Below are 14,202 nucleotides of genomic sequence, written 5' to 3'. Positions count from 1 at the left end.
TGGAAAAGTAAGCTTACAACTATCGGCAAACCTTACAGAAATCTTACATTATTGTCATATAGCAAAATAAAACCAGGTCATATTGCGACCTGGTTTACTCTGATTGCTTTGATCTTTGAGGTTGTCCTTTTTTACTGTTGCGCTGTTTCACTTGAACAACTGGATCAAGTTCATTTGAAAACTCAGCGTTATGTCCATTTTGCGTTTTTTGCTCTGGATTATTTTGATCGGAACGTTTCGCCATTACATTCACTCCTTATTAGTGCGGTGTAATAATCATTTGATGTTGCAGTTGGCGAATTGTCATGCGTGCTCTATTTAACTGCTCACGTTGCTCATCATTCGCATGTTGCTGCATCGTTTGTAAATCGTTATATGCTTGTTCTAATTGTAACTGTGCATCTGAATACTCCATCGTATTATAATGCTCTTGTCTCATACCTTGGTCTAATTGTTCTTTCGCATATTCCACCGCTTGTTCCGCTTGTGTAATATACGATTCAAGTGATTGACGCTCTGCCATAATTGTCCCTCCTTGCTTCAATTCCCCTTTAGTGTGTCCCTTCCATCTCTACCTTATGAGTATGTTATAATGGATTTTGTTTCATTTTGACTCGGCTTAGGAGGGAAAGTAATGAAGGTTCAAAACCCTTTTCCATATACAAACGACAATAAACGTTATCATACATGGAATTACCATTTACGAAATGAATTTGGTGAAAAAATCTTTAAAGTTTCATTAGATGCTGGCTTCGATTGCCCGAACCGTGACGGTACAGTTGCTTACGGTGGTTGTACATTTTGTAGTGCTGCCGGATCTGGTGACTTCGCTGGTGATCGCCGCGATGATGTTATAACGCAATATCATGAAATGAAAGAAAAAATGCGCTCAAAGTGGAAAGACGGAAAATGTATCGCTTATTTCCAAGCGTACACAAATACACATGCACCACTTGAAGTGTTAAAAGAAAAATTCGAACCGCTTCTAGCAGAAAAAGACGTTGTCGGTCTTTCTATCGCCACTCGTCCAGATTGCTTACCGGACGATGTCGTTGAATATTTAGCGGACTTAAATAAACGCACATACCTTTGGGTTGAACTCGGTTTACAAACTGTTCACGAACGAACTGCAAACCTTATTAATCGCGCTCATGATTACCCATCTTACGTGGAAGGTGTAAATAAATTACGTAAGCATGGCATTAGAGTTTGCTCTCATATTATTAACGGTCTTCCACTTGAAGATTACGACATGATGATGGAAACAGCTCGTGAAGTAGCGAAGCTTGATGTACAAGGAATTAAAATTCATTTACTTCATTTATTAAAAGGAACGCCAATGGTGAAGCAATATGAAAAAGGACAACTAGAATTCCTTTCTCTTGAAGATTACGTAAGTCTCGTTGTTGACCAACTTGAAATGATTCCAGAAGACGTAATTGTGCACCGTATCACAGGTGACGGTCCGCCTGACTTAATGATTGGTCCAATGTGGAGCTTAAATAAATGGGAAGTATTAAATTCCATCGATGCAGAATTTGTACGCCGCGGAAGCTGGCAAGGAAAATATGCAAATGAGGAGAAACAACAATGAAATTAGAACGTGTATTACCGTTTGCTCGCACACTACTGCAAACGGCAGTAAAAGAAGGCGATTACGCTGTAGATGCAACGCTCGGCAATGGACATGACACATGCTTCCTAGCTGAAATCGTTGGAGATAACGGAAAAGTATTTGGATTTGATATTCAAAAAGAAGCAATTGAAAGCTCTACTATCCGTCTAAAAGAAAAAGAGCTTTTTGAACGTACTGTTTTAGTTCACGATAGTCACGATACGCTTCTATCCGTACTACCAGAAGATGCAAAAGGAAAAGTAACAGGCGCTATCTTCAACTTAGGTTACCTTCCTGGTGGTGACAAGCATATCGTTACAAAACCGAACTCAACACTTTCGGCAATTGAACAATTACTAGAAGTAATGGCACCTGAAGGAATCATCGTCCTTGTCATTTACCACGGACACCCAGAAGGACAAGTAGAACGCGACGCTGTTCTCAAATTTGCAGAAGAACTCGACCAAAAACAAGCTCACGTACTACGATACGGCTTCATTAACCAGCAAAATAACCCACCATTTATTGTGGCGATTGAGAAGCGATAAAATATATCAACGATTTTTTCGATATATCGACGATTCGACAAAACATAACAAAAAAAGACGTGCACTCATTGCACGTCTTTTTCTTATTCTCCTATATAATGGATATATACACTATTTGAAGAAAGAAGGATAGAACTTTGCTAGTAGAACTAAGGGGAATTCAAAAGAAGTACGGCAAATCACTTATACTAGACAACATCGATTTATCCATTCCAGAAGGAGAGGCACTCGCTATTATTGGCGGGAACGGGACTGGAAAAAGTACTCTACTCAAAATAATTGCAGGATTTATTTCACCTACAACAGGGACACTTCAAAGAAAAGAACATATACAAATTGGCTATGTACCTGAACATTTTCCTGAAGGGATTCGTTTTACATTAGAGGATTATTTATATCATCTCGGCCACATCCACGGCTTATCAACAAAATATTTAAAAGATAAAATTCCGATGCTTCTTGAATCTTTTCATTTACATCATGCAAGGCATTCCGTTTTACGAAACTTTTCAAAAGGTATGAAACAAAAAACTGGCATTATGCAAGCATTGCTTACAGACGTCCATTTATTAATTTTAGATGAACCTCTTTCTGGACTTGATCCTAACTCTCAGCAAGAATTAGAACATATTTTACTCTCATTAAAACAACAAGGCATATCTATACTCTTCACATGTCACGAAAAACAACTACTAGAAAACTTCGCCGATAGAATTGTGACGTTAGCAAATCATACAATCACAGAAGATATCTCTGTGCAAAAAGGAGCAGAACAAGTCTATATTGAAGCAATCGTTCATGAAACATTTTCAGCGATAGAACTACGGAAACAATTAGGCTTTATACACGTTGCACACAATTCAAATCAAAACCTTATTCAATTACAAATCGAAAAAGAATATACAAACGAAATGCTTCAGTTTTTATTACATAAAAAAGCATCTATCACACTGCTACAACCTAACTTTTAAATCGAAAGAAGGTTTATTATGTTTGCCCTTATTCGTTACCATTTTCTCGACTATACAAAATCGTATAAGTACGTCCCTCCTATTGCGATGTACTTTGTGAGCTTACTTTTTGTATATACATATAAGCCGACTCCTATTGTACCGACATACTTAGAAACAGCTCTCGCCCTTTATTTATTATCTGCCTGGATTACAATCACAATTTTTCATACGGAAGATCCTGTACAAGAACAAATTACTATTTCTCACACAAATAATATTTCCGCACTATATGTGGGTAAATATATTACCGCTCTTCTCATTTGTACTGTGCTATCTTTTATATCCGTAATCTATCCAATGATTTTGCAAATGTTTAATGAAAAAATGACAGTTTCTTTATTCCTAGTCGGATTTCTCGCTCATATATCTTTCTCTATAATAGGAATTTCAATTGCAACTTTATTTACTAGAAATATGATTCAAAAAACAAGCACCGCTTGGCTTAGCCTGACATTTATATTACTTATAACAATCGCCTCCATCCGGTTTAAAAAAGAGTTACTATGGTTTTTACCACCTGTCGAAAGCTTTCTAATGCTTGGACAATACAAATTTAATATACTTACTCACACGCTATGGCTCACAGCTTGGGCTATCGTATATTCATTTTTATTACTTACTTTATTTCTTTTTGTCGTTCGTAAAAAACGTTTTTAATTACATATTAAAGGAGACAAACCAATGATCGGAATACTAGCAGGAATGGGACCAAAATCAACTGGGCCATTCGTTGATACAGTTGTAGCAGGGTGCCAAACTATATACGGAGCAAAGCATGATATGGACTTTCCTCATATGATGATTTATTCTTGTCCAACACCGTTTTATATGGATCGGCCTATTGATTATGAGGCGATGAAAAAAGCAATTATTGAAGGGGCACAAAAACTTGAAAGTATTGGCGTAGACTTTATCGCTATGCCCTGCAATACAGCGCATCTTTATTTTGAAGAATTACAGCATTCTCTTTCTATCCCGATTTTAAATATAGTCAATGAGACGTTACAAGCAATTCCTGAAAGTACAAAAAGAGTCGCGCTTCTCGCAACAGAAGCGACAATTCAAGCTGGTATTTATCAAGACGGTATTGCAAAACGGAATATAGAATACATTCATCATGGAAAATGGCAAGAAATGATTAATCAAACTATTTCTTGTATTAAAGGCGGAGAAATTGAAAAAGCCCGCGAATTGTGGCATACGCTCGTTTTACAATTGAGAAATGAAGTAGATACCGCAATTATCGCATGTACCGATTTAAATGTTGTGGCGGATGAGGATTTTGTTGATTCCTCTCAATGTCTTGCTGAGGCGGTTGTTAGGATGTATCTATCAAATACAAAGAAATCTTCATAAACATAGAAAACCTCCCCCAAAACTTTTAACATTTTTCACAATTCCTTCAAAATATCCACACTTAATCTCGCTATATTAAAATGAGGAATTTATTCATATAGGGAAGGTTAGGGGAACTGAAAGTATGAAAGTAAATCGTTCGCTTCATTACATTTTTTGGCGTTGGCATTTTTATGCTGGGCTTTTTATTACACCGCTTCTTATTACGTTGTCACTGAGCGGAATTGGGTATTTATTTCGGGAAGAAGTTGAAGATTTCATCTATAAAGATTTATATTTTGGGAAGAGCGCCCAAACGGAATCTATTTCGATGTCTGATTCTATTTCCTTAACAGAGAAAAAATATCCACATTATAGTGTGGCGAAAATTAGTGAGTTTAATGGGGATTATAATACGAGGCTTACTATTGCAAATGAATATACAGGGCAACAAAAATATGTGTATTTAGATAGCAATAATCAAATTATTGGAGATCAAAATGCAAGTGAAACGTTTGCCAATATAATGCGGGAATTACATAGTTCTCTTTTAGTTGGTGGCACTGTCGTCAACTATACTGTAGAGCTTGCGGCATGCTGGACAATCTTTTTAATTGTGACTGGATTGTATATGAGTATACGCCAATTCAAAAACACACCGGCATCCACTAAGCGAGAAAAAGCAAAACGACGTCATTCTATTATCGGTATTATATTTACAATTCCACTCGTTTTGTTAGTCGCATCTGGATTGCCATGGTCAGGATTTATGGGTAACCAAATTTATAAAATCGCATCGTCGAATGAATCGATTGGATATCCCAAGTTGTATATGGCACCGCCTGAATCAAAGGTAAAAGAATTGCCGTGGGCAACAAGAAAAGAAGCCCCTCCTGAATCGAATTCAAATGAGCCAAAAACAATTTCTGTCGATGAATTACAAAAAGGAATTGAAATAAAAAAGCCATACGTTATCTCACTACCAACTGATCCGAAAGGTGTATTCACCGTTTCGAAATCGAGCGGTTCTGGTATTACGGGCATGGATGTGGCACCAAATGAAGAAATAACAGCTTACTTTGATCAATATAGCGGAAAACTCATTTCAAAAACGGACTATCGTGATTATGGCTTATTTGCACAATGGTTCACTTACGGTATCCCGCTTCACGAAGGTCATTTATTCGGATGGCCAAATAAAATATTATGCTTACTAACGACATTATCTTTATTACTTCTTATTTATTACGGAGTAAAAATGTGGTTTGCAAGAAAGCCGAAAGGAAAATTAGCAGCACCGCCAAAACAAAGAGATAAAAAAAGCATAATCGTTTTCTTTATCATGATGGTTATACTAGGCGCTGTCATGCCTTTATTCGGACTATCTGTTTTAGTTATTTTCGCAATTGAACTTCTCATATATGTATTTTCAAAAATACGATCATAAATAAAAAAGCATTTGTACTCTCGTGTACAAATGCTTTTTTATTTACTATTCGTTTGTTTTTTTCTACTATTCATTAAGAACACGATATCTACAATAATAATTGTGCCAATTATTACTTGCGGCACATAATCCATCATAGTAGGACCACTTGGCCTATTCATCATCATATACATTCCAGTTACAAATGAAATGGAAAGTAGCATGAGTAACGTTACTTCAATATTTTCATATAGCTTTTGAAACAATCGCTTCATTTCCACCACCAGAATTTACCATATTATAACAAAAAACCACTCTACATGAGTGGTTTTTTTCATCACTGCGCCATTTTCTTTCGGTACATCTTCCCGTTCCAATAGAAGAATCGTGAAGTAAGCCCTCCGTATTTTACAATGCGCCGTGCCATTTTGTTCATATTCTTTTGTGCTGATACTTTTTGATCTGATAAATAAATACCAAGTAACCCTCGGCTTATGAGACGATGAAACTTCGCATGAGGTAAATCACCAATACTCTTCTCTGCTTCTTCTACAAAATGTTTCATACGATCTAATATCGCTTGCTCGTTTTCATAATAACTACAGAAATTCAAATCCCCGCCGGCGCGGTCTTCTTCTTGATCGATGAAATAATCAAGTAAAATGTGAAGTCCTTGTACGTATGGGAAGTATCCTTGTCTAATTTTCGCAATATCTTCATCATGTAATTCATCATGAAATGCATATGCTACAAGACAGAAGATTCCAAGTGTAGAACCGGCACATGCTGAAAATTCAAACCAGCTCATTTCAGGTAAATTTTCTTTATGTGCTTCAAACCATTTTTGTAAGCGTGGTTCTCTTTCTTCTAACTTCACGTGTTTATGAATTTGCAAATCACAATAATAACAAGCAAGTTCATGAAGAACAGGAGCAATTTTGTCATAGTGCTTCGTTTTCTTTAAAACATCTTGGCATGTTTCAACAAGTTCATCTAAATAACCACCATCGTCTTGATCATCACGATAGCGATAATAATTACCGCCACCTTCTACTTCAGGTGATAATGCCATTAACATAGATTCATGCAGTGCAGCAAAATCATTCGGATCAAGTGATGTACTGCGGTCACATAAATTATCTAAATAATCGCTGATTGTTTGATACGCTACGATAAAACGAATGCATTCCTCTCGGTGCTCATTTGCTAACAGTGCTAAAATACCACCGCCTTCGCAATGAAACGTTTTATTCTCAATACTCGCGATTGCCTGACTATGAAGCTCATCATTCGGAATATGGTAGGCACGCTCTTTCCACACCGCTAGCTCATGGTGTACTACCGGAAACACATCACGGTATACTTTCGCCATGAGCGTTATGGGATTACTCGGTACGTTCACTTCTTCCTTCATCTCCTCTATTCGATGTACAAATAATTTACTTATTTGTTTGTTTCTATTATGTTATTGATGCGTATTTCAGTAAATGACTGAATATAATTCAAAATTTCATCACGCTCATACTCATTTAATAACTCGTGATAACAATTCGGCCATTCTTTAAAAGCCTTATCACTTATTTTAACATTATCAAACCAAGTGCGGACACGTATTTTATCTACAAGTTTATCCTCACAAGCTTGCATTAGCAAGAGCGGAACATCTGGAAAATCATCTATTTTTTTATGAGCAATTTCGATAGACTTAATCAATTCACTATACCAACGTACTGATACTTTGCGCAAGAACAATGAATCATTCTCCATCGCGTCCCTAACTTCATGATTACGAGTGGACATTTCCACTGTAAGATTCGTTGCAAATTGCAATTTTGGAGCGATAATATTTAATATTTTTGAGGCAGCTTGAAGTGGTGCTGAAGGTCCAGCTACTAAGCCTAAACATGGCGAACTTAAAATAATGCCGTCTACATCTTCTCTCTTCGTTTCTTGCATCATACGAATGACAATAAGACCACCCATACTATGACCAAATATAAAAATAGGTAACCTATACTTTCTTGCCTCTTTCACCCATAATTTAACTTCCTCTATGTATTCATCAAATGAATCAATATGTCCTCTATTTCTTGAAGTCGTTCCGTGTGACGGAAGGTCCCCCATCACGACGTGATAGCCGATATGATTCCACATTTCCGCAACGGCTTCATAACGTCCGTGATATTCCATTGCGCCGTGCACGATAACAACGACAGCTTTCGCTTCCTCTGTTTCATAATTCCACATACGGACCTCCTCCATTTCACTCTTTCTCATAATTTGATACACTGAAACTAGTCTCTAGGAAAGGAAGACTTTACATGATATATCCTTACAAAGAAAAAAATCCGAAAATTGCGAGTAGTACTTTTGTCGCTGATTATGTTACGATTACAGGCGACGTTTCCATTGGTGAAGAATCAAGTATTTGGTTTAATACAGTCATACGCGGTGATGTTTCACCAACAATCATTGGAAACCGGGTAAATGTACAAGACCAATGTACACTTCACCAAAGCCCACAGTATCCTCTTATTTTAGAAGACGACGTGACCATTGGGCATCAAGTTATTTTACATAGCTGTCATATTAAAAAAGATGCTTTAATTGGAATGGGATCTATTATATTAGATGGTGCTGAAATTGGTGAAGGAGCCTTTATCGGTGCTGGAAGCCTCGTTTCACAAGGAAAGAAAATCCCGCCAAACACATTAGCATTCGGTCGACCAGCTAAAGTCGTTCGTGAATTAACAGAAGAAGACCGTAAAGACATGGAGCGAATTCGCACACAATATGTTGAAAAAGGCCAGTATTATAAATCATTACAGAAGTAACTTTTCCAGCTGCCATTAAAGTGGCAGCTTTTTATATAAAGTGAAACTTTAATCAGTGGGGTTTTTCTTCATCCCCCACTGATTATTAGTTGAACCAATCGGACTTTTATGGGCAGTTGATCCCCCACCTAACTTCTTTGCTTTCGCTGAATTTTGAGGTGGGGGTCTTACTGCCCATTAAAGCGGGATAAAAACTAACTTTTTCTTTACAAAACATTATTACTCCCTCAATAAAATCTTATTAAAATAAAAGCTAATATCTCCATATATATGTAAACGAGGGAGGAGAATTTTCATGAAGGTCAGTGGACTGTATAAAATAGAATGTTACATTTTCAAAGGAATTAACCGATACTTTGATCAAAAAACATTAAATATCTTTTTCAGCAATATTACTCATATCGGTGGTGCTACTTTCTCAATCGCACTCACACTTTTCTTTTTAATTTTTGCAAAAGGGACTTTGCATCAAGCTGCAATCGCAACTGCTATTTCTTTAGCAATTAGCCATATTCCTGTACAAATATTAAAAAGATGGTATCCGCGAAAACGCCCTTATTTAACAATTCAGGATGCGAAATATCCAGTCCATCCATTAAAAGACCACTCTTTCCCGTCTGGTCATACAACAGCCGTTTTCTCTGTCCTTATTCCATTTATTTGCTATAATCCAAGCATATTTGCTTTTCTATTACCGTTAGCATTATGCGTTGGCATTTCTCGCATTTATTTAGGGCTTCACTATCCGTCTGATGTATTCGTCGGTATGTGCCTCGGCACTTGCTCTGGCATCATCTCTTTTTATCAATTCATCCCACTTTTCACATAAAGGAGTGATATGATGAGAGTCGCCATTTTTACCGATACTTTTACGCCACAAGTTAACGGAGTTGCGAAAACATTAGAACGATTAACACGTTACTTTCAGAAAGAAAAGATCGCCTATTCTGTTTTCGCCCCTCAGCATACAGCTGAAGATAATTTCGTAGCTAATGTGAACAAGATGAGAAGTATCCCGTTAACAATATTATATCCAGAATGCCGCTTTTCTTTTCCTACTCCGCGCATTAAACGAGAACTTCTTTCCTTTAAACCTGACATTATTCACATTGCTACACCTTTCAACATGGGACTTTGTGGATTGTATTATGCAAAAAAGTTAAACATCCCAGTTGTCGGTTCTTATCATACTGATTTCGATGCTTATTTACGCTATTACAAAATCGAATTTCTCTCTAACATGCTTTGGAACTATTTAAAATGGTTTCATAGCCATATGCAAAAAAATTTCGTTCCTTCCTTTGAAACGTTACACCAACTAAAAAATAAAGGCTTTCATTCCCTCTCCATATGGGGACGTGGTGTAGATTGCACACTCTTTCATCCATCTTACAATACAGACCTATTCCGAAAAAAATATAATATTACAGCGAAGTATGTCCTTTCCTATGTTGGACGGCTTGCCCCTGAAAAAGATATTGATACGTTACAACACCTTATTGCGAAAACAGCGCATACTCGAAACGATATTCATTGGCTCATTGCAGGAGACGGTCCTCTAGCAATAAATTTACGTGAAGCTGTTCCGAATACAAATGTCACTTTTACTGGATATTTACAAGGTAAGGATTTAGCTGAAGCATATGCTTGTTCTAACATCATGGTATTTCCATCCGCTACTGAAACGTTCGGAAATGTCGTACTCGAATCACTTGCATGCGGTACACCTGTCATCGGTGCAAATAGTGGCGGGGTTAAAAATATTATTACGGATGGACAGACAGGAGTTCTTTGCCCGCCCAAACATGCGGATTCATTTCTATCATCCATCCATTCTTTATTGCGAAATGAAGAGCAACTTATGCAAATGAGCATAGCGGCTTCATCTTATGCTAAAACAAAAAGCTGGGATGAGATTTTCCGTGGGTTACTTGACCAATATGAAACCGTCCTTCAGAACACCACATCAGAATTACTCGCTTAAACAGAAGAGCTCCCTTCAACTAGACGAAGGGAGTTTATTACACAGTTATAAATTTTAGTTTCATAAATGATACATAAGGTTAAACATTGTTTTATTTCTATATTCATTATATCAAAAATAAACATAACTAAACAGACTTGTAATAAAAACCCATAAAAATTAATATATGGTTATACAGTATTTTAACTGTATATTGATTTTAAGAATTCCCCTTAAAATCAACTTACTCACATACCTTTATACAGTAATTGTTCCCCAATTTCTGTATACCAAAAAACCTTTCATTCATTTGAAAGGTTTTTTTGAGCCTGCACATATTCTTCTTTCGTATTCACATTTATAAACCAATCCGCATGCGCTTGTACATCTTCTCCAGCAACATACTTTACATTACATTGTGATAAAAGCTGGCCCACACTTCTTTTTTCTTCCTGAAGCAAAGCATACATCTTTTCTTTCACACGGTTATGATACGCTGCAAGTAACGGTTGTTTTCTTCCATTAATAATAGGTACAACCGCATCATATTCATTACTCGTTTGCTCTAGTAAAATGGTAAACCACTCTGGCGAAACGTTTGGTGCATCGCAAGGCATAATAGCGTACCAATCTGCTTCTATATATTCCATACCTGATACAATGCCGGCAAGCGGTCCATTTCCTTTATAATGCGGAATATCTTCTATAACAGGAACTTGTACGAGTTGCTCTACTCGCTCTTTTATATCAGTATGGCTAATTACTACAATGTCTTGCAAAGTATTTCCCATCACTTTCACAATATGCTCAACAAAAGTAGTTCCCTTCCAAATTGCTAACGCTTTCGGCTCACCGAATCGACTCGACATACCGCCTGCTAATACAATTCCAGCATACTTACTCATTGGCGATGCAGCTCAAATGTAATATGACCTAATTCCGGTAAAATTAATTTATTCATCGCAAGGCGAACTGCTCCGCTCGATCCTGGCATCGAGAAAACTACTTTGCGCCCAATTGTACCACCAATCGCTCTACTTAACATTGCGCTGCTTCCGATATCTTCTAAATAACTAATCATACGGAACAGCTCACCAAATCCGACAATTTCTTTATGTAATAACGCTGATACTGCTTCAATTGTGACATCGCGTTTCGTAATACCAGTACCGCCATTTGTTAATACAACATCTACATCTTCCTTATGATAACCAGCTAACACCGCTTGCTGAATACTTTCTTTATCATCTTTTACAATTTCATAAGAAGTTACTTTATGTCCCGCTTCTTTTAACAATTCATGTAATAGTTGTCCGCTCTTATCTGTCTCTTCCGTACGTGTATCGGAAATCGTCACGATCTTACAACGCACTTCTTTTGGAGCTTGTTTTTTATGTTCAGTTACACTCATTTTTCATCTTCCCTTTCATTTTATTGTAAAATTATGTATGAAGCAAAGAATTCAACATGATACAATATAAGTATGTTTATCCATATAAAGGAGCTTTACATGATTCAAAATATGAAACGATCCGTACCCATTATACCATTCCTAATTATATTATCCCTTTTTCAATGTATCGCTTACGGGTTCGATATTAACTTTTTAAAATTGTATGTACTTTTGCCTGATGGTGGTATTCGTTACTATTTGACTAGCACATTAATTCCTCTCGTACTTGCCTATATAATAGATTTTATTTTTAAACGTTCTATCTCTAAATAAGGAGGTCTACATATTATGGAACTTTATAAAAAACTAACAACAACATTCATCCTCTTATTCGTCGCTTCCATTACTGTCGGCTTTTCTCTAAAAGGCGCAATTCCATACGCTACATTAGTAAGCATTATATTCGCAACACTATTTTTACTATGCAGTGCCTTTTGCGCGGGTAAAGCACGTCAAATGAAAGGTTGATTACATATGTTCCAGAAGAAACCAATCCTTTGTAAATCATGTAAAAAAGAAATACAAACGTATGAAAAAGCATGGATTCATATGCCCTTTCCAGCAAATAGTATGACGAATATGAAAAAGTATATTGAGCTATACGGCGAAGTGTATTGTAGCTCATGTATTCAAATTGGAAGTAAAACAAAATAAAAAAAGCTTTGCGCTCACGGCGCAAAGCTTTTTTTCATATATTATAGACCAGCTTGCTCTTTTAAAGCTGCAGCTTTGTCTGTACGTTCCCATGTTAGGTCTACATCAGTACGTCCGAAGTGGCCGTAAGCTGCTGTTTGTTTATAAATTGGGCGACGTAAGTCTAGCATTTTAATAATACCAGCTGGGCGAAGATCGAAGTTGTTACGAACTAGTTCTACTAGTACGTCTTCAGATACTTTACCAGTCCCGAATGTATCAACTGAAATTGATACTGGTTGTGCTACACCAATTGCGTATGCAAGTTGTACTTCTGCTTTGTCAGCAAGACCAGCTGCTACGATGTTTTTCGCAACATAACGAGCTGCATATGCTGCAGAACGGTCAACTTTCGTTGCATCTTTACCAGAGAATGCACCGCCACCGTGGCGAGCGTATCCACCATAAGTATCAACGATGATTTTACGTCCTGTTAAACCAGCATCACCTTGTGGTCCACCAATTACGAAGCGGCCAGTTGGGTTAATGAAGAATTTCGTTTCTCCATCCATTAATTCTGCTGGAACTACAGCTTTAATTACATGCTCTTTTAAATCGCGATCGATTTCTTCCCATGTAACATCTGGATGATGCTGTGTAGAAATTACGATTGTATCTACACGTACAGGTTTACCATTTTCATCATACTCAACTGTAACTTGCGTTTTTCCATCCGGACGTAAGTATGATAATGTGTCATCTTTACGTACTTCAGTTAAACGGCGAGCTAATTTGTGAGCAAGCGAGATTGGAAGTGGCATTAATTCTTGTGTTTCATTACATGCGAAGCCAAACATTAAACCTTGGTCTCCCGCACCAATTGCCTCAATCTCAGCGTCAGTCATTAGACCTTCGCGTGCTTCTAGCGCTTGGTCAACACCCATAGCGATGTCAGCAGATTGCTCATCGATAGATGTTAAAACTGCACAAGTTTCTGCATCGAATCCGTATTTTGCGCGTGTGTAACCAATGCCTTGAATTGTTTCACGAACGATTTTTGGAATATCTACGTAAGTAGAAGTCGTAATTTCCCCCGCTACCAATACTAAACCAGTTGTTACAGTTGTTTCACAAGCTACACGTGCATTTGCGTCCTTTGATAAGATCGCATCTAAAATTGAATCAGAAATTTGGTCACAAATTTTATCTGGATGTCCTTCAGTTACAGACTCAGATGTGAACAGATGACGTTTTTTTGTCATGTGGTAAACCTCCCTACAGTAATTGTATATATTGTACGGAACTCATCCTTAATTTGCCACAAACTGCGACATACATTTATTCTCCCACACAAGCATACAGAAAAACCTTTCCTACTTTAC

At 37.1% G+C, this 14,202-nt stretch carries 20 protein-coding genes; 12 read left to right on the top strand and 8 right to left on the bottom strand.

The genetic code is table 11. The features are described from left to right. Positions 1-94: 94 nt before the first annotated feature. Positions 95-244, bottom strand: a complete 150-nt coding sequence (locus tag JDS99_RS17480) for a hypothetical protein (protein ID WP_001129345.1) — start codon at positions 242-244, stop codon at positions 95-97. A gap of 15 nt (positions 245-259) precedes the next feature. Beyond that, positions 260-523 carry a YtzC family protein gene (locus tag JDS99_RS17475; RefSeq protein WP_199695429.1) on the bottom strand — a complete coding sequence of 88 codons (264 nt, stop codon included), beginning with the start codon at positions 521-523 and terminating at the stop codon, positions 260-262. A 111-nt stretch (positions 524-634) separates the two neighbouring features. On the opposite strand from JDS99_RS17475, the gene mnmL reads away from it, so the two are divergent. The 6 genes from mnmL (at position 635) to JDS99_RS17445 (ending at position 5,958) form a co-directional block, all read left to right on the top strand. Further along, positions 635-1,594 carry a tRNA modification radical SAM protein MnmL/YtqA gene (gene mnmL, locus JDS99_RS17470; RefSeq protein WP_029440192.1) on the top strand — a complete coding sequence of 320 codons (960 nt, stop codon included), beginning with the start codon at positions 635-637 and terminating at the stop codon, positions 1,592-1,594. Further along, entirely contained in the window at positions 1,591-2,163 is a 573-nt protein-coding gene (gene mnmM, locus JDS99_RS17465) for a tRNA 5-(aminomethyl)-2-thiouridylate-methyltransferase MnmM (protein ID WP_088064619.1), read from the top strand. Before mnmL ends, mnmM begins: the two co-directional genes overlap by 4 nt. Before the next feature lie 137 nt (positions 2,164-2,300). Beyond that, positions 2,301-3,134 carry an ABC transporter ATP-binding protein gene (locus JDS99_RS17460; RefSeq protein ID WP_097889173.1) on the top strand — a complete coding sequence of 278 codons (834 nt, stop codon included), beginning with the start codon at positions 2,301-2,303 and terminating at the stop codon, positions 3,132-3,134. Positions 3,135-3,152: 18 nt separating this feature from the next. Continuing rightward, positions 3,153-3,833, top strand: a complete 681-nt coding sequence (locus JDS99_RS17455; RefSeq protein WP_097889172.1) for an ABC transporter permease — start codon at positions 3,153-3,155, stop codon at positions 3,831-3,833. Positions 3,834-3,857: 24 nt separating this feature from the next. Then, positions 3,858-4,532, top strand: a complete 675-nt coding sequence (locus JDS99_RS17450) for an aspartate/glutamate racemase family protein (protein WP_199695428.1) — start codon at positions 3,858-3,860, stop codon at positions 4,530-4,532. 124 nt (positions 4,533-4,656) lie between these two features. Further along, on the top strand, positions 4,657-5,958 hold the full coding sequence (locus JDS99_RS17445; RefSeq protein WP_149213717.1) for a PepSY-associated TM helix domain-containing protein: 1,302 nt from the start codon (positions 4,657-4,659) through the stop codon (positions 5,956-5,958). Positions 5,959-5,996: 38 nt separating this feature from the next. On the opposite strand, the gene JDS99_RS17440 is transcribed toward JDS99_RS17445, so the two are convergent. From JDS99_RS17440 to JDS99_RS17430, 3 genes are all read right to left on the bottom strand, one after another. After that, on the bottom strand, positions 5,997-6,212 hold the full coding sequence (locus tag JDS99_RS17440) for a hypothetical protein (RefSeq protein ID WP_088123562.1): 216 nt from the start codon (positions 6,210-6,212) through the stop codon (positions 5,997-5,999). A gap of 62 nt (positions 6,213-6,274) precedes the next feature. Next, on the bottom strand, positions 6,275-7,339 hold the full coding sequence (locus JDS99_RS17435; RefSeq protein WP_142291822.1) for a tetraprenyl-beta-curcumene synthase family protein: 1,065 nt from the start codon (positions 7,337-7,339) through the stop codon (positions 6,275-6,277). A 41-nt stretch (positions 7,340-7,380) separates the two neighbouring features. Then, the gene (locus JDS99_RS17430) at positions 7,381-8,184 is read right to left on the bottom strand and encodes an alpha/beta hydrolase (RefSeq protein ID WP_000267444.1); all 804 of its coding nucleotides are present in this window, start codon (positions 8,182-8,184) and stop codon (positions 7,381-7,383) included. Between the two features lie 74 nt (positions 8,185-8,258). Between JDS99_RS17430 and JDS99_RS17425 the strand changes: the two genes are divergently transcribed. The 3 genes from JDS99_RS17425 (at position 8,259) to JDS99_RS17415 (ending at position 10,755) form a co-directional block, all read left to right on the top strand. Continuing rightward, the gene (locus tag JDS99_RS17425) at positions 8,259-8,771 is read left to right on the top strand and encodes a gamma carbonic anhydrase (protein WP_199695427.1); all 513 of its coding nucleotides are present in this window, start codon (positions 8,259-8,261) and stop codon (positions 8,769-8,771) included. Between the two features lie 295 nt (positions 8,772-9,066). Beyond that, positions 9,067-9,600, top strand: a complete 534-nt coding sequence (locus JDS99_RS17420) for a phosphatase PAP2 family protein (RefSeq protein WP_000868583.1) — start codon at positions 9,067-9,069, stop codon at positions 9,598-9,600. A 12-nt stretch (positions 9,601-9,612) separates the two neighbouring features. Continuing rightward, positions 9,613-10,755, top strand: a complete 1,143-nt coding sequence (locus tag JDS99_RS17415) for a glycosyltransferase family 4 protein (RefSeq protein ID WP_199695426.1) — start codon at positions 9,613-9,615, stop codon at positions 10,753-10,755. A gap of 281 nt (positions 10,756-11,036) precedes the next feature. On the opposite strand, the gene JDS99_RS17410 is transcribed toward JDS99_RS17415, so the two are convergent. Together JDS99_RS17410 and JDS99_RS17405 are read right to left on the bottom strand one after the other, a co-directional pair. Beyond that, positions 11,037-11,639: a molybdenum cofactor guanylyltransferase gene (locus JDS99_RS17410; RefSeq protein ID WP_088064627.1), complete on the bottom strand. Its 603-nt coding sequence runs from the start codon at positions 11,637-11,639 to the stop codon at positions 11,037-11,039. Beyond that, a complete protein-coding gene (locus JDS99_RS17405) occupies positions 11,636-12,145 on the bottom strand; it encodes a MogA/MoaB family molybdenum cofactor biosynthesis protein (protein ID WP_000117127.1) in 510 nt (169 codons plus the stop codon). The genes JDS99_RS17410 and JDS99_RS17405 overlap by 4 nt, the downstream gene beginning before the upstream one ends. Positions 12,146-12,244: 99 nt before the next feature. Between JDS99_RS17405 and JDS99_RS17400 the strand changes: the two genes are divergently transcribed. Genes JDS99_RS17400 through JDS99_RS17390 form a run of 3 tightly spaced genes read left to right on the top strand, consistent with a single transcriptional unit; the run spans position 12,245 to position 12,841 of the window. After that, entirely contained in the window at positions 12,245-12,460 is a 216-nt protein-coding gene (locus JDS99_RS17400) for a hypothetical protein (RefSeq protein WP_088064628.1), read from the top strand. Positions 12,461-12,475: 15 nt separating this feature from the next. Beyond that, positions 12,476-12,655 carry a hypothetical protein gene (locus tag JDS99_RS17395; protein ID WP_088064629.1) on the top strand — a complete coding sequence of 60 codons (180 nt, stop codon included), beginning with the start codon at positions 12,476-12,478 and terminating at the stop codon, positions 12,653-12,655. 6 nt (positions 12,656-12,661) lie between these two features. Then, positions 12,662-12,841 carry a hypothetical protein gene (locus JDS99_RS17390; protein WP_088064630.1) on the top strand — a complete coding sequence of 60 codons (180 nt, stop codon included), beginning with the start codon at positions 12,662-12,664 and terminating at the stop codon, positions 12,839-12,841. 41 nt (positions 12,842-12,882) lie between these two features. Here JDS99_RS17390 and metK read toward each other — a convergent pair whose 3' ends face one another. Next, complete coding sequence (gene metK, locus JDS99_RS17385) at positions 12,883-14,082, bottom strand: methionine adenosyltransferase (RefSeq protein WP_000163113.1); 1,200 nt, start codon at positions 14,080-14,082, stop codon at positions 12,883-12,885. Between the last annotated feature and the right edge of the window lie 120 nt (positions 14,083-14,202).

It is taken from the genome of Bacillus cereus group sp. N6 (assembly GCF_016483705.1).
Lineage (GTDB): Bacteria > Bacillota > Bacilli > Bacillales > Bacillaceae_G > Bacillus_A > Bacillus_A wiedmannii.
This window is presented reverse-complemented; position numbering and strand designations above follow the sequence as displayed.